This is a genomic window from Phaeovulum sp. W22_SRMD_FR3, from assembly GCF_052113705.1.
Lineage (GTDB): Bacteria > Pseudomonadota > Alphaproteobacteria > Rhodobacterales > Rhodobacteraceae > JBGQOG01.
Map to the genome: position 1 here is coordinate 72,116 of NZ_JBGQOG010000010.1, position 18,338 is coordinate 90,453.

The window sequence follows — 18,338 nt, forward strand, 5'->3', positions numbered from 1 at the left end:
CCTGACCTTCAATTTTGCGTAATATGGCACAAAAGAAGGCCAAGAGGCAGACATGAGCAGATATCTGAAACTTGCGGCGCTGCTGTTGCTGGCGTCCTGCGGGGGTGGAGACTTTTCCGCGCCCCGTAATCTCGATGACGCCTGCGACATTGTGCGCGAGCGTCCCAAATATTATGCCGCGATGAAACGCAGCGAGCGCCGCTGGGGGATTCCGATCGCCGTGCAGATGGCAACGATCCATCAGGAATCGAAATTCATCGGCAATGCGCGCACGCCGTTCCGCTATGCGCTGGGGGTGATCCCGATGGGCCGCCAAAGCTCGGCCTATGGCTATAGCCAGGCGCTCGACAACACCTGGGACGAATACCGCGCCGAGACCCGCAACCGGGGCGCCAAACGCGACCGGATCGAGGATGCGACCGACTTCATGGGCTGGTACATGGACGGCACGACGCGAAAGCTGGGCCTGTCCAAATCAGACGCCCGCAACCAGTATCTGGCCTATCACGAAGGCCGGACCGGCTATGCGCGCCAAAGCTACAACAGCAAAAGCTGGCTGATGTCCGTGGCCGCGAATGTTGATGCCCGCGCAGCCCTGTACAACGCGCAGCTGACCGCCTGCCGCAAGAACTGAGCATCCTCTGACGACAAAAGGGGCGCCGCGGGCGCCCCTTTTCCTGCAGGTCAGGTTATTCAGAATCCGCGCTTGGCCGCTTCATCGGTGATCGAGAACAGCGAGGGCGGGAAGGTTTCTCCGGCCTGCAGATTGGTCAGCGAGACGCGGGTTTGTGCCCCGGTATCATCGGTGACCACCCATTGCCGCAGCATCGTCGGCGCCGCCGAGAAGATCAGCTGAATCGAGCCCACCTCCGGGTGATCAGGGTCCTGGGCGGTGACGGCGGTCAGGGTGCCGTCGGTCACATGCCCCATCACCATCTTGTTGCGCCCCAGATCGATCTTCGGCGCCAGAATCAGGTTCAGCGGCGTGCGTGCCAGCGGATATTGCTCGGGGGGCTGATTGGATTTCGCGTCAAAAATCGCCACCTGCCCGCCCGAGGCCAGCACCAGCGTTTTATCCGCGGCATATTCAAAGCGCATCCGCCCCGGACGCCGGATGAAAAGCTTGCCCGCCGTCTGCGAGCCATCCGAGTTCACTTGCGTGAAATCCGCCGAGACGGTGCCCAACCCGTTCAGATAGCGCGAGATTTCGGTGAGCGGAATTTTATCGGCCGCCGCTGCGGGCAAAGCCAGCAGCAGGGCAAGGAGCGGGGCCAGCAGGGCGGCGGGGGAAAAGAAGCGCATCATCATCATCCTAATCTGACATCGGGCGTGGAAATATCCAGCCCCCGGCGTTCACGAAGCGGCGGTCACGGATCACGCTTGTGCCATCGGGCGGCGCGCCATCCGCAGGGTCCGGGCAGGTCCTCCGCCGGCCTGCCTCAGCGAAAGGCCCGAATGCCGCTGGGGCATCCGGGCCATCCGGTCAGGGTAACCCCGCGGCGGTGATTTGGTTCCCCCCCCGGTGGGGGAGGGGGGTCCGTTCAATGCTCGGGCACCAGAATTTCGCGTTTGCCGACATGGTTCGCCGCGGTGACCACGCCCTGCTCCTCCATCTGCTCCACGAGACGCGCGGCCTTGTTATAGCCGATGCCCAATTTGCGCTGGATATAGGAGGTCGAGCATTTGCGGTCCTTGCAGACAATGGCGACCGCCGTGTCATAAAGCGCGTTTTCCACGTCATCCGTGCCGCCGCCCAGACCCAGCACCGCGTCGATATCCGCTTCACGCCCCTCATCCGGCCCTTCGACCACGCCCGACATATATTCCGGCGGCCCGAAGCTTTTCAGATGGTTGACGATCTCTTCGACCTCTTCATCGCTGACGAAGGGACCGTGAATCCGGGTGATCCGGCTGCCGCCCGCCATATAGAGCATGTCGCCCATGCCCAGCAGTTGCTCGGCACCCTGTTCGCCCAGAATCGTGCGGCTGTCGATCTTCGAGGTCACCTGGAACGAGATCCGGGTGGGGAAGTTCGCCTTGATCGTGCCGGTGATCACATCGACCGAGGGACGCTGGGTCGCCATGATCAGGTGGATGCCCGACGCCCGCGCCATCTGCGCCAGACGCTGGATGCAGGCCTCGATCTCTTTGCCCGCCACCATCATCAGATCGGCCATCTCATCGACGATCACCACGATATAGGGGATGGTCGAGGGGGTGAATTCATCAGTCTCGAACACCGGCTCGCCGGTATCCTCGTCAAAGCCGGTCTGCACGGTCCGCTTGAAGGTCTCGCCCCGCGCCAGAGCTTCGCGCACGCGGCCGTTGTAGCCTTCGATGTTGCGCACGCCCATTTTCGACATTTTGCGGTAGCGCTCTTCCATCTCGCCCACCACCCATTTCAGGGCGACAACCGCCTTTTTAGGGTCGGTCACCACGGGCGAGAGGAGATGCGGGATGCCGTCATAGACGCTGAGTTCCAGCATCTTGGGGTCGATCATGATCAGGCGGCATTCCTCGGGCGAGAGCTTGTAGAGCAAGCTGAGGATCATCGTGTTGATGGCCACCGATTTCCCCGAACCCGTGGTCCCGGCGATCAGCAGGTGGGGCATCTTGGCAAGGTTGGCAATGATCGGCTCGCCACCGATATCCTTGCCCAAAGCCAGCGGCAGCCGCATCGCGCTGTCGCCGAAATCGCGCGCCGAGAGGATCTCGCGCAGCACGACCTTTTCGCGGTTGGCATTCGGCAATTCGATCCCGATCACCGTGCGGCCCGGCACCGTCGACACCCGTGCCGAGAGCGCCGACATCGAGCGCGCGATGTCATCGGCGAGACCAATCACCCGGCTGGCCTTTAGGCCCGGCGCCGGTTCCAGCTCGTACATGGTGACCACCGGACCGGGGCGCACGCTGACGATCTCGCCCTTGACGCCGTAATCGTCGAGGACGTTTTCCAGCATGCGGGCGTTTTCCTCGAGCGCCTCATCCGAGAGGCTGTGGCGCTGCACCGAGGCGGGGTTGGTCAACAGGTTCAGCGGCGGCACTTCGTAGCTGGAGACCTGCGGCTCCAGCGCCAGACGCGGCTGCGCCTCGGCCTGGGCCTGACGCGAGGGGGCAATCGGCTTTTTCACCGGGTTTTGCACCACGCGGCGCGCCTCCGGCTGCGGGATCACCACGCGCGACAGCGGCGCACGCGACGCCGTCAAGGGGGTGGTCAGCGGGGCGTCATCCTCATCATCCACCGCAAAGACATTGTCATTGTCCTCTGCGTCCCAGTCACCGGCATAGGCGTCCGTGGCAGGCTCGTCGCGGGCCGCGCCACGCAGCAAGGCGCGGGCGGGGGTGGCGGATTCCTCAAACGCATTCACGCTGTCTTGTTCGGCGTAATCCAGCGCGTCGTCAAACTCGATCTCAAAGGGCTCAAACCCCGGCGCACGCAGCCCGTCACTGCCCGCGAAAGCCGGATCAAAGGCGGCATCTTCCACCACGCCCGGCATTTCCGGCATCGGGTCCATCCGCGGGCGCGGCGCGGCCGAGCGGGTCAAGGCGGGCTGCACCTTCCCGGCGGCTTGCGGTGCGGCAGCGGCGCCCGGCATGAAGCGCGGACGCGCCTGCAGCGGCGGCTCGGCCCGCAGGCTCGGCTCGACACGGGCGCGCTCGGACACCAGCGGCGCTTTCGGACCGCGCGCCATCCGGCTGGCCACGGCGGCCATCACCGCCGAGACAGCGCCTGCCGCCACCGGGGCCGCGGCGGGCGCGGGGGCGGGGGCGTGCAGCGCGGGCTCGGCGCGCAGCGGGACACTCGGGGCATAGGAAAGCTCTTCGGCCTCATCGGGGGCATAGCGGCGCTCTGCGTACAGCTGCGGCGCATGATGGGTGTCGGCGTAGCCTTGCAATCCGGCATCGTCCTGCGCGTCGGCGTAGCCATACAGATCAACCGGTTGCGGTGCCGTCGCGCGGCTTTTCACCGCATCGGCAATCCGGGCGCGGATGCGGTCCGGCGATGGCGCATCCATCGGATGATCGGCCCAGGGGTCGTGCTGTTCAATCAGTTCCGGCTCGGGGTTATAGGCCGGATTGGCGAAATACTCCGGGTCGACGGCGCGGCGGATGCGGTTGCTTTGCGCGGCACGCGGGGGTGCTGCGGGCGCGGGCGCATAGTCCTGCTGCCAATCCTGGCTGTCTTCGGCATACCAATCCTGCGCCATACCGGCGGGGGCCTGACGGCCCGCCGCCTGCGCCCGGCGCTGCGCGATGCGCTCCTGCGCCTTGGCCTGTGCCATCTGCGCCGCCGCCTGCGCCGCCTGCACCGAAGCGGCCGCGCCTTTGCCCAGCAGATTCATTGCCGCCACATAGAGCAGCACCGAACCACGGCCAAGGAAGCGGCGGATGGTGCGCAGCTCTGCCGCGTCAAAACCCAGCACAAAGAGGCCCATCCCCAGCATCGCCACAGCGATCACCAGCGCCAGAAACTTCAGCCCGAACGAGGCGCCCACCGGCAACATGCCCAAGAGCGCGCCCATCACAGTATCGCCGAACAGACCACCCATGCCAAAGCTGTGGCCCCAATCGGCCCCCGGCGTCAGCGAAGAGGCGTAAACCGAGACCAGCGCCACGCCGATCGGCACGAAAACCGCGCGTGACATCGCCCGCTCTTCGCCCCGGTGGGTGACAAAACGCGCGCCCCAGACCATCAGCGCCAAAGCGACACCCCAGGAGCCATAGCCCGCGATGATATAAAGCGGCGAGGCAATGGCCGCGCCAAACCGGCCCAGAATATTCTGCGCCGGGGCATCGGTCGCCGCCATCCAGCTCGGATCTTCGGGGGAATAGGACATCAGCATCAGGGCCACGAGAAAGCCCACCAGCACCAGACCGGCACCGACCAGTTCCTTGCCGCGTCGTTCCAGCACCGCCTGGGTGTTCTGGTCCAAAAGCGGGTCGCGCTGTCTCACCTGATAGGATGCCATCTTCCTGTCCTCACGCATAGAGGCAGTCACGTAGCTGGATCAGCCCGCGCTGCATTTCTTCTTTTGGGGCGACGAGTGCCACCCGGATATAGGCCCGGCCCGGGTTGCCGAATTCGGAATCCCGCGCGAGATAGGCCCCGGGCAGCACCCGCACCCCCGTCTCGCGCCAGAGTTTCAGCGCCGCTTCCTCGCCATCGGCCACCGGCAGCCAGAGGAAAAAGCCCCCCTCCGGCGTCTGATAGGCATTGGCCCCGGCAAAGATCTGCTCAGCGATCTTGTATTTCTCATTATAAAGCGCGCGGTTCTCGACCACATGCGCCTCATCGGCCCAGGCCCGTTCGCTGACCCGCTGTACCGGCAAGGGCAGCGGCGCCCCGGCAAAGGCGCGCAGCTGACGGATGCGGGCGATGCTTTCCGCCCCGCCCGCGCAAAAGCCCGAGCGCAGCCCCGGCAGGTTTGAGCGTTTGGAGAGCGAATGGAAGATCACCACGCGTTCGGGATCGGCGCCCATCGCCTCGGAGACCTCCAGCGCCCCCGGCGGCGGCGCGGTGCGCCAGAGTTCGGAGTAGCATTCATCGGCGAAAATCCGGAAATCATGCTTTTCCGCCAAGGCGATCAGCCCGGCGAGATAGTCGCGCGAGGCGACGGCCCCCTGCGGATTGGCGGGCGAACAGAGATAGGCAATCGCCACCCGGTCGAGCACTTCGGCGGGCAGGCTGGCGTAGTCGGGCAAAAAGCCGGTGGCCTCGGTCGCGGGCACATAGACCGGCTCGGCCCCGACCGAAAGCGCCGCCACGGCATAGACCTGATAGAACGGGTTCGGCATCAGCACGACGGGCTTTTTGCCGTTCTTTTCCTCAGGGCAGAGCGCCATCGCGGCATTATACAGCCCCTCCCGCGTGCCGTTCAGCACCATCAGCCGGTCGGGGCCAACGCTGACGCCATAGCGCCCGGCCAGCCAAGCCGAGATGGCGGACAAGAGCTCGGGCGTGCCGTCGTTCGGGGGATATTTCGCAAGTTCATGCACATGGGCGGCCAGCACCGGCGCCACGAAATCGGGCATCGGGTGACAGGGCTCGCCAATGGTCATGGCGATGGGCGTGCCGCCCGCAGGATGCACGTCGAGAAGTTTCCGCAAACGCGGAAACGCATAATCGGGCAGGTTCGAAAACCGCTCGGGAAACGCCATTGCTGCCTCACTCGTCGGGGTCATTGCGCCCCGTTACGGCCAAACTAACCCGAACGCGGCGGGCGCGGCAAGAAAAAGCGCCGGGGGACCGGCGCTTGCTTGCTCAAATTGTGGCTTTTCAGTTGGCGAGTGCCCGCAAAACCGGCTCAACCGCTGCGCCCAGCCGCAAAAGCGCGTGCTCGCCTCCCGGTTGTCCCATCAGCGAAATGCCGGTGCAGGGCAGGCCGGTGGGCAAGGTCAGCGCACAGAGGCCAAAAATGTTGCCGATCCGGGTGTTGCGCAACGCCAGCAGGTTCTCTTGCGCGAAATAGGCGCTGTCGGACAAGAGCCGCGCCGCATCGGGCGGCAGGATCGGCGCGGTGGGCACCAGAACCGCGTCATAACCCGCCACAGCGGCATTCCAGGCCTGCCGGTAGCGCTCCAGCGCCGCCCAACCCGCGACATAATCCGCCGCGCGCACCGTCGCACCGCCACGGAACCGCTCCAGGATCGGCGCATACATCTTTTCGGGCGCCGCCTCGATTTCGTCCATCCACAGCCCATAGGCCTCGGGGGCGAATAGCGTGGGCGAGAGGGCCATCGCCGGATCGACCATCTTCAGCGCCCGGCGCTCGATTTTGGCCCCGGCGCGACCGAGCGCCTCCACCGCCTGCTCGAACCCGCGCAGAGGTTCGGCCCGCGCGCCCTCCATCGGCAGTCCTTCCAGCACCAGAAGCCGCGCGCCCGTCAGACTGGCCCCGGCCAGATCCGGCGCCGCCCGCCCCTCGATCAGCGACAGGATCAGCGCGCAATCCTCGACGCTGCGGGCCAGCGGCCCCACCGTGTCGAATTTCGCACAAAGCGGCACCGCGCCTTTCAGCGACACCCGGCCATGCGTGGTTTTCAGCCCCACGAGGTCATTCCACGCGGCGGGGATCCGCACCGAGCCGCCGGTGTCCGAGCCAACCGCCCCCGCCGCCAGCCCCAAAGCCACCGAGACCGCCGCACCAGAGGAGGAGCCGCCCGGCGCCAGATGCGGCACCACCGCATTCGGCGGCGTCGCGGTCATCGGGTTGATGCCAAGGCCCGAGAAGGCCAGCTCCGTCATATGGGTTTTGCCCAGACAGACGCCGCCGCCCAAGGTGGCGGTGGCGAGCACTTCGGCATCGGTTTCCGGCACCCTACCCTCCAGCAGGCGCGAGCCGGATTCCGTGGCCACCTCTGCCGAATCAAAGAGATCCTTCCACGAGAGCGAGACCCCATCGAGCAACCCGCGCCGGGTGCCCGCCTTGGCCCGCGCGCGCGCGGCCATCGCCTCTGCCCGCGCCCGCTCCGGCGTCAGCCGGGCATAAATGCGCGCGCCATCGGGATGGGCAGCGGCAGCCTCCAGATAGCTTTCGGCCAGATCCACCGGACAGGCCTTGCCCTCGCCAATCGCCCGCCCCTGCTCGGCTGCCGTCATCTCGCGGAAATCCATCGCGCATCCCTCCATTTTGACGCAAGCTAACGCGCGCAGAACACATGGACAATCCCGCGCGACACGCCATAGTAGGGCACATGGGACAGGATGATTTCTTCGACGTGATCGTGGCAGGGGGCGGGCTGAATGGCCCGGCTCTGGCATTGGCGCTGGCAGGGGCCGGGCTGAGCGTGGCGGTGGTCGATGCGCAGCCGCCGCGCAGCCGTGCGGATGCGGGTTTTGACGGCCGCGCCTATGCTTTGGCCATCGCCTCGCAAAAGCTGCTCTCGGTGATCGGCACCTGGCCCGCCGTTGCGGAGCGCGCGCAGCCCCTGCGCGAGGTGCGCGCGCATGACGGCCATGCCGGTGAAGGTGCTGCGATGTTTGGGCTGCAGTTCGACAGTGCCGAGCTGGATGGCGGCCCGGTGGGCTATATGCTGGAAGACCGCCATCTTTACAGCGCCTTTCAGGATGCGCTGGACGCCTCGCCCTCGATCACCATGATCGCCGGCACCTCGGTGCTGTCGCAAACCGCCTCTGCCTCCGGCATTTCGGTCATGCTGTCGAATGGCCGCGAGTTGACGGGCAGGGTGCTGATCGGCGCCGATGGCCGCCGCTCGGGCGTGGCGGAACGGGCGGGGATCAAGCGGCGCGGCTGGGGATACGGGCAAACCGCGCTGGTCTGCGCGCTCGAGCATGACCTGCCGCATGACGGCATCGCGCATCAGTTTTTCATGCCCACCGGACCGCTGGCGATTCTGCCGCTGACCGGCAACCGCTGCTCAATCGTCTGGAGCGAGAAGGACAGCAACGCCCGCGCGCTGGCCGCCCTGCCGGACGAAGATTTTCTGGGCATGCTCCGCCCGCGTTTTGGCGATTTTCTGGGCGAGATCCGTCTGGCCAGCCCGCGCTTTTCCTATCCGCTGACGCTGACTTTGGCCGAGGAGTATGTCGCCCCGCGTCTGGCGCTGGTGGGCGATGCCGCGCATGGGGTGCATCCGATTGCCGGACAGGGGCTGAACCTCGGGCTGCGCGATGTGGGCGCGCTGGCCGAAGTGCTGGTTGAGGCGCATCGGCGTGGCGAGGATATCGGCGCGGCGGATGTGCTGGAGCGGTATCAGCGCTGGCGGCGGTTTGATTCAACCGCAATGGCCCTCGGCATGGACGCCGTCAACAAATTGTTTTCCAACAACAATCCGCTGCTGCGGGCCGGGCGCGATCTGGGGATGGGACTGGTGCAGGCCCTGCCCGGTCTGCGCCGCCGTTTCATGCGCGAAGCAGCGGGCATGCGGGCGGGTCAGCCTCGGCTTTTGCAAGGCCGCGCCCTCTGAGTTCAGGGCGGGCCTGACTTAATCAGGCCTGGCCCTCAGCGGGTTTTCGCCTCAGGCCTCGTCGTCCAGTCGGCGCGCCTCGTCGATCAGCAGGATCGGAATGCCGGAGCGGATGGGAAAGGCCAGCCCCGCCCGGCGCGAGATCAGCTCCTGCGCGCCCGCATCATAGCTGAGCACCGCCTGCGTCAGCGGGCAGACCAGCCCCTCCAGCATACGGCGGTCAAACTCCGGGCGGGCTGGCCCCTCGGCGCGGTTGCTGTCCGCGGCATCACTCATTGCACCATCTCCTCATCGCCACCGCGCATCGCAAATTCGATCAGCGTCACCAGAGTCTCGCGGCGGTTTTCCAGCCGCGGCGCCTCCAGCAGCGCCTGTTTGTCCTCCGGCTCGAACGGCAACAGCATCGAGAGCGAGTTGATCAGCAGCTCATCCTCGGCATCTTTCAGCGACTCCCAATCCGTCGCAAGCCCCTGATCGGCAAAGAACCGGCCCAGAAGGTCCATGAACGCGTCACGGTCGAGCGCGGCATCGGTTTCAACCGCGCCGCGGTCGCGCTCAAACCCCTCCCAGGTGACATGGCCCCGCCGGTAGGGGGTAAAGCCCTCGATCTCCTGCACCATCCGAAACCGCGAGATGCCGGAGAGGGTGATCATGTAGCGCCCGTCCTCGGTTTCGGAAAAGGCGGTCAGACGCCCGGCGCAGCCGATGGCGTTCAGACGCGGCGGGCCGCCGGGCACCTTGCGCGGCTGCACCATGCCGATCAGCCGCTCGGGCGTCTTCAGGCAATCCTCGAGCATCTGCACATAGCGCGGCTCGAATATGTGGAGCGGCAACCGGGCGCGCGGCAGCAACAGCGCGCCAGGAAGCGGGAACAGCGGCAGTACCGCGGGAAGGTCAGCCATGCGTTTTGTCATGCAGGGTAACCTAGTCCGCAGGACGCTTTAGGCAAAGATCATCGACGACAAACGGCGGCGCCCCTTGAGCACGATCGGATCCGTGGCCTTCATGGCGTCGAAAATGGTGAAGAGCTGCGTGCGCGCGGCGCCCTCGTTCCACTCGCGGTCGCGGCGGAACAATTCCAGCAGCTGTTCCACCGCCGCTTCGACATCGCCCGCCGCATGCAAGGCGGTGGCATAGTCAAAACGCGCCTGATGATCGGCGGGGTCCGCCGCCACCGCCGCCGACAAAGCGTCGAGCGGCCCGGCATTCGCCGCCTGATGCGCCAGCGCGATCTGCGCCTTGGCCGCCTCAATCGGGGCAGTGCCTGCGATGGCGGTGGGCACGGCAGCCAGCGCCGCCTCGGCCTGCGCCAGATCGCCCAGCGCCAGATAGGACCGGATCAGCCCGGAATGGCTTTCGGCGCTGTTCGGATCTTCTTCCAGAATCGCGGCAAAGGTCTCGGCGGCATCCTGCACCGCGCCCTCGGCCAGCATGGTCTCGGCGGCCTCGATGGCATCGGCCAGACCGCCATCATCACCCACCAGCGCCGCCAGCTTGTCGACGAAGGTCTTGATCTGCGACGCGGGCTGCGCGCCCTGAAAGCCGTCCACCGGCTGGCCTTGCCAGAAGGCATAGACCGTCGGGATCGACTGTACCTGCATCTGCCCGGCCAGCATCTGGTTCTGGTCGACGTTCACTTTCGCCATCCGCACCTTGCCACCCGCAGCGGTGACCGCCGCCTCCAGCGCCGGACCCAGCGTCTTGCACGGGCCGCACCAGGGCGCCCAGAAGTCCACGATGACCGGCACTTCCTTGCTGGCCTCGACGACGCGGGCCATGAAATCGGCTTCGGTGACGTCAAAAATCACCGCCGCATCGGCGGCGGCTGCGGTGTTGGGTTTCTGGTCGGTGCCGAACATCTCTGCCCCCTGAAAATCTGTTGCCCCCTATATGCGATGCGACATGCGGCAGGCCAAGGGGCAGGCCCGCACCAATTCGCGTTAAAGCCCGTTCAGCTCACAAATCAAAGGTCGCAAAGACCGGCGCGTGGTCCGAGGGCTGCTCCCAGCCGCGGGCGGCGCGCAAAACCCGGCTGGAATGTGCCGCCCCCGAAATGTCGGGCGTGGCCCAGATATGGTCCAGACGGCGGCCTTTGTCCGCCGCATCCCAATCCGGGCTGCGGTAGCTCCACCAGCTGTACAGGTTGCCCGAGGGGATATCCTGCCGGGTGATGTCGACCCAGCGCCCGGCCTCTTGCGTTTCGGCCAGTGCCGCCACTTCGACCGGCGTGTGACTGACGATTTTCAACAGCGCCTTGTGGTTCCAGACGTCATCCTCGCGCGGGGCGATGTTCAGATCGCCCACCAGAATCGCCTTGTGCGGCCGCTGGGCGCGGAAATGGTCGCGCATCTCGCTGAGGTAATCGAGCTTCTGGCCGAATTTCACATTGGCCTCGCGGTCGGGAATATCGCCCCCGGCGGGGACATAGCAATTGTGGATGACCACGCCGTTCTCCAGCCGTGCCGCGACATGGCGGGCGTGGTTCAGCCCGGCGAAATCGCGGCCATCCACATCCTCCAGCGGGGTTTTCGACAGAATGGCCACGCCGTTATAGCCCTTTTGGCCGCGCGCCACGATGTGGCGGTAGCCCAGCGCCGCGAATTGCTCGAGCGGGATTTTCTCCACCGGGCTTTTGCATTCCTGCAGGCAGAGCACATCCGGCGCCTCCTCGCCCAGAAGCTTGGCGACCAGACCTTCGCGCAGGCGGACCGAGTTGATGTTCCAGGTGGCGAGGGTGAAGGTCATCGGCTGTTCCTTGGTCTGGCGCGCGGCGCGCGCGGGGCGGCGCGATCCTAACCGGGATCGCCGCAGGGGCAAGCCGCTGAACGCGGATCGGCGCAAAGAAAAACCCGGACCATTGGTCCGGGTCAAGTGGGGTAGGAGAGACAACAGGGTAGTGGCCTTGACCCCGGCCACGGGGGCTTCGATGAGATAACGCCGGGGCACGCCCGGGGTTCCCCGGAGGCCGCGATTTTTTGCGCGGTCAGGGCGGGGTGGCGGTCAGGGCGGGGTGGCGGTCCGCCCGGGGCGGAACGCGCTGATCTTGTCACCCATCGCCCGCAACCCGCAGGTGACGGGCCTGCAACAGAGGCCGCAAACCCCGCATTCCATCGCCGAATTGTCCCCATCACAAAACGGCGATTGACCTGAGGCGGGTTTCATCTGAACTCTGCAGTCTCGCATCCCGGAGCCCCATCATGAGCCACGCCCGTCTGTTCACCCCGGTTCTGATCGGTGGTTGCATCATCTTGCTGATCAACTTTGCCCTGCGGGCGAGCTTTGGGATGTTCCAGATTCCCATCGCCAGCGAATTTGGCTGGCCGCGCGCCGAGTTCTCGCTGGCCATCGCCATTCAGAACCTGGCCTGGGGGATCGGCCAGCCGATCTTTGGCGCCTTTGCCGAGAAATTCGGGGATCGCCGCGCGATCATCCTCGGGGCGCTTCTCTATTCTGCGGGGCTGATGCTCTCCTCGCTCGCCGTCACGCCGCTGCAGCATCAGATGCTGGAGATCCTTGTGGGCTTTGGCATTGCGGGGACCGGCTTTGGGGTGATCCTGGCGGTGGTGGGCCGCGCGAGCTCCAACGAGAACCGCAGTCTGGCGCTGGGGATTGCCACCGCTGCCGGATCGGCGGGCCAGGTGTTCGGCGCGCCGCTGGCACAGGGGCTGTTGGCGCATTTCCCCTGGCAATCGGTGTTCATGATCTTTTCGGGGATCATCCTGCTGACGCTGTTCGCGCTGCCGATGCTGCGCGCGCCTGCGATGGCCAGCAAACATGAGCTGGAGGAAAGCATGGGAGCGGTGCTGACCCGCGCCTTCAAGGACCCCTCGTTCATCCTGATCTTTGTGGGCTTTTTCTCCTGCGGCTATCAGCTGGGCTTTATCACCGCGCATTTCCCGGCCTTTGTGACCGAGATGTGCGGCGCCATTGACCCCACCGGCATGCTCGCATCACTGGGGATCTCGACCACCTCGGCGCTGGGGGCGATTGCCATTTCGGTCATCGGGCTGGCGAATATTGCGGGCACGATCACGGCGGGCTGGCTGGGCAAGCGCTATACCAAGAAATACCTGCTGGCGGGGATTTATCTGGCGCGCACATTGGTCTCGGCGGCGTTTATCCTGACGCCGATGACCCCGGCGACGGTGCTGTTGTTCTCGCTCTCGATGGGGGCGTTGTGGTTGGCCACGGTGCCGCTGACCTCGGGGCTTGTCGCGCATATCTATGGGCTGCGCTATATGGGCACGCTCTATGGCTTTGTCTTCCTCTCGCATCAGATCGGCTCGTTCATGGGCGTCTGGCTGGGGGGCAAGCTCTATGACCTCTATGGCAGCTACACGATTGTGTGGTGGATCGGCGTCGGCGTCGGGGCGTTTTCGGCCATCGCGCATCTGCCGGTGCGGGAAAAGCCGATGGCGATGGTGGCGGCCGAGTGATCCGGGCCGGGCGCGCGTGGTGAGGCCGGGGGCGCTGCCCCCGGACCCCCGGGATATTTTGGATCAGGCAAAGATCAGCGGGCGCGCCAGGCTTGCAGGGCGTATTGCGCCACCATCAGGTCGAGATGCGCGCCGCCGCCGTTCTTGCAGATGGTGATCTCTTCCGGGCTTTGCCGGGCAAAGCGGCCCGAGGGGAGGTCGTAGTAATCGGCGATGATATCCGCCTCGGAGATCACGCCGCGTTCCAGCGGATCCTTGATCTCGCCGATGTGGTGCAAGGTGGTGGCGCGGGAGTCGACGAAAAGCCGCGCGTGGCGCAGTGCATTGTCATCCGCCTCGCGCATGTCCGGCCGGTAGGCACCGATCAGGTCGACATGGGTGCCCGGCGCCAGCCAGTCGCCCATCAGCAGCGGGCTTTGCGCCATGGTGGTGGTGGCGATGATCTCGGCGCGGCGGGTGGCGGTTTCCAGATCGGTGACCGCTGTCGCGCCGCTGGCGTCCGCCAGTTTGCGCGCCGCCTCGTGCGAGCGGTTCCAGATGCTGAACTTTGCGCCGGGAAAGGCGGCCCGGTAGGCCGCAATCATCGAGGCCGCCACATTTCCCGCGCCGATGATCAGCACGTCGCGCGCCTCGGGCCGGGCCAGTTTGCGCGCGGCGAGCAGGCTGTCGCCTGCGGTTTTCCATTTGGTGACGAGCTGAAAATCGACCAAGGCCTCCAGTTCGCCGGTCTCATCACTCAGCAGGTTGACCACCCCGTTGACCGAGCCGCGTCCCGCCGCCGGATTGCCGGGGAAGATGGTTGCCGCTTTCACCGCAAGGCCGAGGCCGTCGATCCAGGCCGAGCGGGTGAGCAAGGTATCCTTGCCGCGGTAGAGGAAGGTATCCGCCACCTCGGCGCGCGGCAGATAGTGGCCCGCCTCCAGCGCCTCGGTCAGGGTGAGCCAGTCCAGATGGGCTTCGGCTTCGGGACCGACGATTTCGGGGCCGGATCGTGTGCCGGATACTCTGGCGGTCATTGCGCTTCCTCCTCGCTGAGCAGCCCTTCGGCGATCAGCCGCGCGGCCCAACCGTCGGGCGCGGTGAACAGATGCGTCTGCCAGCCGCGCGCGGCGGCGGCGGCAATATTATCCGCGCGGTCATCGGCAAAGAGTAGACCCCCGGGGGCAATGCCGCAATCCGCCTCGACCCGGGCGTAAATCTCGGCATCCGGTTTGATCACCGCCATCTGGCCCGAGACATAGGCGCGGTCAAATTCGCTCAGGAAATCATACTGCGTCTGGGCATAGGCGAAGCTCTCAATCCCGAAATTGGTCAGCGCGAAAACCGGCACGCCGCGGGCCCGCAGCGCCCGCAAGAGCCGCACGGAATGCGGAATCGCCGGGCTGGCCATATGGATCCAGTCATCATGCCAGCGGCGGATCTCCTCCCGCCATTCGGGGTGTTTTTCCGCCTCGGCATAGATCGTCTCGCGGAAGGGGGCGCCGCGGTCGATCGCGTCATTCATCGCATGCAGATCGACGGCGGCAAACATCGCCTCGCGCCGCGCACGCGGCATGATGCTGTCGTAATGCCGCTCGGGTTGCCATTCGATCAGCACATTGCCGATGTCAAAGATCACCGCTTCAATCATTCTCTGCCTCTTTCATCGCAGCCCGGGTCACCCGATCCAGAGCATCGAGAAACCGTGACCGGTCGGCCTTGGAAAACCCCTTGCCGCCGCCCTGCCGGAATGGATCGGCGCTGCGCAGATCCGCCATCAGATCGCGGGTGGCCAGCACATTGCCGATATTGGCGGGGGTCAGCGCCTCGCCATCATGTTTCAGGACCCGCGCCCCGGCCTCTACGCATTTCGCCGCAAGCGGGATGTCGACGGTCACCACGACATCGCCCCGCCCCGCCCGTTCGGCGATCCATTTGTCGGCCTCATCCGGGCCCGCCGCCACATAGACCATTTCCACCAAAGGATTGGCCGAGGGACGCAGGCCGCCGTTGCAGACCATCAGCAATTTCTGGCCCAGACGGGTGGCGACCCGCTCGGCCTCGTCCTTCACCGGGCAGGCATCGGCATCGAGATAGATCATGGGCGGTACAAAGCCTCGGCGTGGAAGGCGATATGTTCGGCCATGAAGGTCTGGATGAAGAAATAGCTGTGATCATAGCCCGCCTGCATGCGGAACGCGCCCGATTGGCGGCGTTTCATCATCGCCGTGGCGAAGCTTTCCGGCATCAGAAGGTCAAGGAACTGATCCGATGTGCCCTGATCCACCAGCACATCGCCGTCAAACCCCTGCGCCGTCATCAGAAGGCTCGCATCATGCGCGGCCCAGCGCGTCTCATCGGTGCCGAGATAGGCGGTGAATTGTTTGCGGCCCCAGTCCGAGGCGGTCGGGTTGCAGATCGGCGAAAAGGCCGAAACCGAGGTGAACCGCCCCGGCAGCGACATCGCCAGCGTCAGCGCGCCGTGCCCGCCCATCGAATGGCCGGTGATCGCCTGGCGCTCTTCGTTGATCGGGAAATTGGTGGCGAGGAGGTTCGGCAGCTCTTCGGCCACATAATCCCACATCTGAAAATGCGGCGCCCAGGGGTCTTGCGTGGCGTTGACGTAGAACCCCGCACCCTGCCCCAGATCATAGGCGGCATCATTCGCCACCCCCTCGCCGCGCGGCGAAGTGTCGGGGAAGACCAGCGCAATGCCATGCTCGGCGGCCCATTTCTGCGCCCCCGCCTTGGTCATCGCATTCTCATGCGTGCAGGTCAGGCCGGAAAGATACCAGAGCACCGGCACCGGCTGATCCTCGGCCTCGGCGGGCAGGAAGAGGCCAAAGGTCATCTCGGTCCCGGTCGCCTGCGACGCATGTGCATAGACGCCCTGAACGCCCCCGAAACAGCGGTTTTCTGAGAGGGTACGCATATTATCTCCTAGTGATGGGTGACCCAGGCGATCACGACCGGCACGGTCAGAATGCTCGCCGCGGTGGAAATCAGGATGGAAGCCGACACCCGCTGACGCGCGATGCCGTAATGGGCCGAGAGGATATAGACATTGCCCGCCACCGGCAAAGCCGCCGCCGCGATCATCACCCCGGCGGCAAAGGGATCGACCGGGAAGAGCCACAGCGCGGCCACGGCCACGGCAAGCGGATGCAGCACCAGCTTGGCCCCCGAGAGCCAGACGGCGGGGCGCACCCGCTCTGCGCTTTTGTCGGCCAGCGAGGCGCCGATGGCAAAGAGCGCGCCGGGCGTGGCAGCGGCCCCCAGCAGCGTCAGGAAGTCATTGAGCGGTACGGGCATCGGGATTTTCAGCACCGACCAGGTGAGCCCGGCCAGAATCGAGGTGATCATCGGGTTTTTCAGCAGCCCCAGCGCCAGGGGCCGCAGCAGGCCGAGGCTGATCCGGCCATGACGGGCCGCGGCGATCACCATGGTCAGGATCGAGGAAAACACGATCATATCCGTGCAGAGCACCATCAGCACCGGCCCGGCGGCGGCGGCCCCCAACAGCACCACCAGCATCGGCACGCCGAGAAAGCCAGTGTTGCCGGTCATCGCGGTATAGGCCTCCATCGCCGCCTCTTCCAAGGGCAGGGCGCGCAGGCGGGCCACGGCAAAGGCCAACAGGCAGACCGTCAGCGAAGCGCTCAGATAGGCCGCCACAAACACCGGATCAAAGAGGTCGGAGAACGGCAGCGTGGCCGCAAAACGGAACAGCATCGCCGAGAGCGCGAAGTAAAAGACGAATTTCGTCAGCCAGGCGGTGGCTTCGGCGGGGAAAAACTTCACCCGGCCGGCGGCCCAGCCCAGCCCGATCAGCGCGAAAAACGGAAGCGTCTTGAGGAAAATCGCCAGCATGGCCTAGGGCTAACAGCCCCGCGCCGCGCCCGCCAGCCGCAAAAACACCCGAGGCGCATTTCGGCATGCCGCGGGTGGAATTTCGGATCTCGGGCGACGGCGGGATCAGCCGCCGCCGATCAGCACACCCGCGGCAAAGACCAGCGCGCCACCGACCACGACCTGCAACGCCGCGCGGAAGAACGGCGTTTCCATAAAGCGGTTCTGGATCCAGGCAATCGCCCAAAGCTCGACGAAAACCACGATCATCGCGATGGTGGTGGCGGTCCAGAAATCCGGGATCAGATAGGGCAGCGCATGGCCGAGCCCGCCAAGTGCGGTCATCACCCCGGAGGCCAGCCCGCGTTTGAGCGGCGAGCCGCGCCCCGAGAGCACGCCGTCATCATGCGCGGCCTCGGTAAAGCCCATCGAGATGCCCGCGCCGACCGAGGCCGCCGCGCCCACCAGAAAGGTGGTCCAGGTGTCTTGCGTCGCAAAAGCCGTCGCAAAGATCGGCGCCAGGGTCGAGACCGAGCCGTCCATCAGCCCCGCCAGCCCCGGCTGCACCCAGGTCAGGATGAACTGCCGGTGCGCGGCGCGGTCCTCTTCGGATTTCGTCTCGGCATCCAGATGCTCGCCCTGCAATTCACCGGCGCGCGTCTCGTGACCGGCCTCAGCCGCCGCCAGATCGCCCAGCAATTTGCGGGTGGCGGCATCCGAAGTGGCCCCGGCGGCCTTGGTGTAGAATGCGGCTGCCGCATGTTCCATGGCCTCGGCCTCGCCGCGGATACGCTCGAGCGAGAGGTTCTCGATCAGCCAGACCGGCTGGCGGGCATAGAACCCCGCCACATGTTCCCGCCGGATCAGCGGGATCACCTCGCCAAAGCGCGCGCGATGCGCCTCGATCAGGCGGCGGCGGTGGTCATCTTCCTCCACCGCCATCTCATCGAAAACCGCCGCAGAGCCGGGATATGCGGCACGCAGTTTCTCGGCATATTGCCGGTAGATGCGGGCGTCATCCTCTTCCGAGGAAATCGCCAGGGCCAGAACCTCCTGTTCGGAGAGCTCGGCAAAGCGGCGACGGGACGAAAAAGACGGTATCATGATGCACCTTTTTAGAATGGTTCTAAGGTATCGCCTCGCCGC

The 18,338-nt window shown here is 65.7% G+C and carries 17 protein-coding genes; 3 read left to right on the forward strand and 14 right to left on the reverse strand.

All coding sequences use genetic code 11. From position 1 onward, the window contains the following. Window positions 1–52: 52 nt before the first annotated feature. Window positions 53–634, forward strand: a complete 582-nt coding sequence (locus ACEN2S_RS14045; protein WP_441866790.1) for a transglycosylase SLT domain-containing protein — start codon at window positions 53–55, stop codon at window positions 632–634. Window positions 635–693: 59 nt separating this feature from the next. Here ACEN2S_RS14045 and ACEN2S_RS14050 read toward each other — a convergent pair whose 3' ends face one another. The 4 genes from ACEN2S_RS14050 to ACEN2S_RS14065 form a co-directional block, all read right to left on the reverse strand. Continuing rightward, window positions 694–1,311: a LolA family protein gene (locus tag ACEN2S_RS14050; protein ID WP_441866791.1), complete on the reverse strand. Its 618-nt coding sequence runs from the start codon at window positions 1,309–1,311 to the stop codon at window positions 694–696. 230 nt (window positions 1,312–1,541) lie between these two features. After that, the gene (locus tag ACEN2S_RS14055) at window positions 1,542–4,970 is read right to left on the reverse strand and encodes a DNA translocase FtsK 4TM domain-containing protein (protein ID WP_441866792.1); all 3,429 of its coding nucleotides are present in this window, start codon (window positions 4,968–4,970) and stop codon (window positions 1,542–1,544) included. Window positions 4,971–4,980: 10 nt separating this feature from the next. Next, window positions 4,981–6,159, reverse strand: a complete 1,179-nt coding sequence (locus tag ACEN2S_RS14060) for an aminotransferase class I/II-fold pyridoxal phosphate-dependent enzyme (RefSeq protein ID WP_441866878.1) — start codon at window positions 6,157–6,159, stop codon at window positions 4,981–4,983. Window positions 6,160–6,277: 118 nt separating this feature from the next. Further along, window positions 6,278–7,615, reverse strand: coding sequence for an amidase (locus ACEN2S_RS14065; protein ID WP_441866793.1), 1,338 nt, complete (start codon window positions 7,613–7,615; stop codon window positions 6,278–6,280). A gap of 80 nt (window positions 7,616–7,695) precedes the next feature. Here ACEN2S_RS14065 and ACEN2S_RS14070 point away from each other — a divergent pair, with 80 nt between their 5' ends. Then, window positions 7,696–8,928 (forward strand): UbiH/UbiF/VisC/COQ6 family ubiquinone biosynthesis hydroxylase, encoded by a 1,233-nt coding sequence (locus ACEN2S_RS14070; protein WP_441866794.1) that lies wholly within the window; start codon window positions 7,696–7,698, stop codon window positions 8,926–8,928. Between the two features lie 51 nt (window positions 8,929–8,979). On the opposite strand, the gene ACEN2S_RS14075 is transcribed toward ACEN2S_RS14070, so the two are convergent. The 4 genes from ACEN2S_RS14075 to ACEN2S_RS14090 form a co-directional block, all read right to left on the reverse strand. Then, window positions 8,980–9,204 carry a Trm112 family protein gene (locus ACEN2S_RS14075; RefSeq protein ID WP_441866795.1) on the reverse strand — a complete coding sequence of 75 codons (225 nt, stop codon included), beginning with the start codon at window positions 9,202–9,204 and terminating at the stop codon, window positions 8,980–8,982. Then, window positions 9,201–9,830: an LON peptidase substrate-binding domain-containing protein gene (locus tag ACEN2S_RS14080; protein WP_441866796.1), complete on the reverse strand. Its 630-nt coding sequence runs from the start codon at window positions 9,828–9,830 to the stop codon at window positions 9,201–9,203. Before ACEN2S_RS14080 ends, ACEN2S_RS14075 begins: the two co-directional genes overlap by 4 nt. Before the next feature lie 39 nt (window positions 9,831–9,869). Then, entirely contained in the window at window positions 9,870–10,787 is a 918-nt protein-coding gene (trxA, locus tag ACEN2S_RS14085) for a thioredoxin (RefSeq protein ID WP_441866797.1), read from the reverse strand. 97 nt (window positions 10,788–10,884) lie between these two features. Then, complete coding sequence (locus ACEN2S_RS14090) at window positions 10,885–11,673, reverse strand: exodeoxyribonuclease III (protein ID WP_441866798.1); 789 nt, start codon at window positions 11,671–11,673, stop codon at window positions 10,885–10,887. 452 nt (window positions 11,674–12,125) lie between these two features. On the opposite strand from ACEN2S_RS14090, the gene ACEN2S_RS14095 reads away from it, so the two are divergent. Continuing rightward, a complete protein-coding gene (locus tag ACEN2S_RS14095) occupies window positions 12,126–13,364 on the forward strand; it encodes an MFS transporter (protein WP_441866799.1) in 1,239 nt (412 codons plus the stop codon). A gap of 74 nt (window positions 13,365–13,438) precedes the next feature. Here the strand turns inward: ACEN2S_RS14095 and ACEN2S_RS14100 are convergent, their stop codons facing one another. The 6 genes from ACEN2S_RS14100 to mbfA form a co-directional block, all read right to left on the reverse strand. Further along, window positions 13,439–14,380, reverse strand: a complete 942-nt coding sequence (locus ACEN2S_RS14100) for an ornithine cyclodeaminase family protein (protein WP_441866800.1) — start codon at window positions 14,378–14,380, stop codon at window positions 13,439–13,441. After that, entirely contained in the window at window positions 14,377–14,994 is a 618-nt protein-coding gene (locus ACEN2S_RS14105) for an HAD-IA family hydrolase (protein WP_441866801.1), read from the reverse strand. The genes ACEN2S_RS14100 and ACEN2S_RS14105 overlap by 4 nt, the downstream gene beginning before the upstream one ends. Then, window positions 14,987–15,445: a YaiI/YqxD family protein gene (locus ACEN2S_RS14110; protein ID WP_441866802.1), complete on the reverse strand. Its 459-nt coding sequence runs from the start codon at window positions 15,443–15,445 to the stop codon at window positions 14,987–14,989. Before ACEN2S_RS14110 ends, ACEN2S_RS14105 begins: the two co-directional genes overlap by 8 nt. Further along, complete coding sequence (gene fghA, locus ACEN2S_RS14115; RefSeq protein ID WP_441866803.1) at window positions 15,442–16,275, reverse strand: S-formylglutathione hydrolase; 834 nt, start codon at window positions 16,273–16,275, stop codon at window positions 15,442–15,444. Before fghA ends, ACEN2S_RS14110 begins: the two co-directional genes overlap by 4 nt. A gap of 8 nt (window positions 16,276–16,283) precedes the next feature. After that, window positions 16,284–17,213 (reverse strand): AEC family transporter, encoded by a 930-nt coding sequence (locus tag ACEN2S_RS14120; protein ID WP_441866804.1) that lies wholly within the window; start codon window positions 17,211–17,213, stop codon window positions 16,284–16,286. Between the two features lie 105 nt (window positions 17,214–17,318). Further along, complete coding sequence (mbfA, locus tag ACEN2S_RS14125; protein ID WP_441866805.1) at window positions 17,319–18,296, reverse strand: iron exporter MbfA; 978 nt, start codon at window positions 18,294–18,296, stop codon at window positions 17,319–17,321. Window positions 18,297–18,338: the final 42 nt, after the last annotated feature.

Coding starts and splice junctions, on each gene's coding strand:
- ACEN2S_RS14100 (WP_441866800.1), bottom strand. CDS start 14,380: ATGACCGCCAGAGTATCCGGCACACGATCCGGCCCCGAAATCGTCGGT.
- ACEN2S_RS14090 (WP_441866798.1), bottom strand. CDS start 11,673: ATGACCTTCACCCTCGCCACCTGGAACATCAACTCGGTCCGCCTGCGC.
- ACEN2S_RS14120 (WP_441866804.1), bottom strand. CDS start 17,213: ATGCTGGCGATTTTCCTCAAGACGCTTCCGTTTTTCGCGCTGATCGGG.
- ACEN2S_RS14045 (WP_441866790.1), top strand. CDS start 53: ATGAGCAGATATCTGAAACTTGCGGCGCTGCTGTTGCTGGCGTCCTGC.
- ACEN2S_RS14060 (WP_441866878.1), bottom strand. CDS start 6,159: ATGGCGTTTCCCGAGCGGTTTTCGAACCTGCCCGATTATGCGTTTCCG.
- ACEN2S_RS14065 (WP_441866793.1), bottom strand. CDS start 7,615: ATGGATTTCCGCGAGATGACGGCAGCCGAGCAGGGGCGGGCGATTGGC.
- ACEN2S_RS14050 (WP_441866791.1), bottom strand. CDS start 1,311: ATGATGATGATGCGCTTCTTTTCCCCCGCCGCCCTGCTGGCCCCGCTC.
- ACEN2S_RS14105 (WP_441866801.1), bottom strand. CDS start 14,994: ATGATTGAAGCGGTGATCTTTGACATCGGCAATGTGCTGATCGAATGG.
- ACEN2S_RS14110 (WP_441866802.1), bottom strand. CDS start 15,445: ATGATCTATCTCGATGCCGATGCCTGCCCGGTGAAGGACGAGGCCGAG.
- ACEN2S_RS14055 (WP_441866792.1), bottom strand. CDS start 4,970: ATGGCATCCTATCAGGTGAGACAGCGCGACCCGCTTTTGGACCAGAAC.
- ACEN2S_RS14075 (WP_441866795.1), bottom strand. CDS start 9,204: ATGAGTGATGCCGCGGACAGCAACCGCGCCGAGGGGCCAGCCCGCCCG.
- mbfA (WP_441866805.1), bottom strand. CDS start 18,296: ATGATACCGTCTTTTTCGTCCCGTCGCCGCTTTGCCGAGCTCTCCGAA.
- fghA (WP_441866803.1), bottom strand. CDS start 16,275: ATGCGTACCCTCTCAGAAAACCGCTGTTTCGGGGGCGTTCAGGGCGTC.
- ACEN2S_RS14095 (WP_441866799.1), top strand. CDS start 12,126: ATGAGCCACGCCCGTCTGTTCACCCCGGTTCTGATCGGTGGTTGCATC.
- ACEN2S_RS14070 (WP_441866794.1), top strand. CDS start 7,696: ATGGGACAGGATGATTTCTTCGACGTGATCGTGGCAGGGGGCGGGCTG.
- trxA (WP_441866797.1), bottom strand. CDS start 10,787: ATGTTCGGCACCGACCAGAAACCCAACACCGCAGCCGCCGCCGATGCG.
- ACEN2S_RS14080 (WP_441866796.1), bottom strand. CDS start 9,830: ATGGCTGACCTTCCCGCGGTACTGCCGCTGTTCCCGCTTCCTGGCGCG.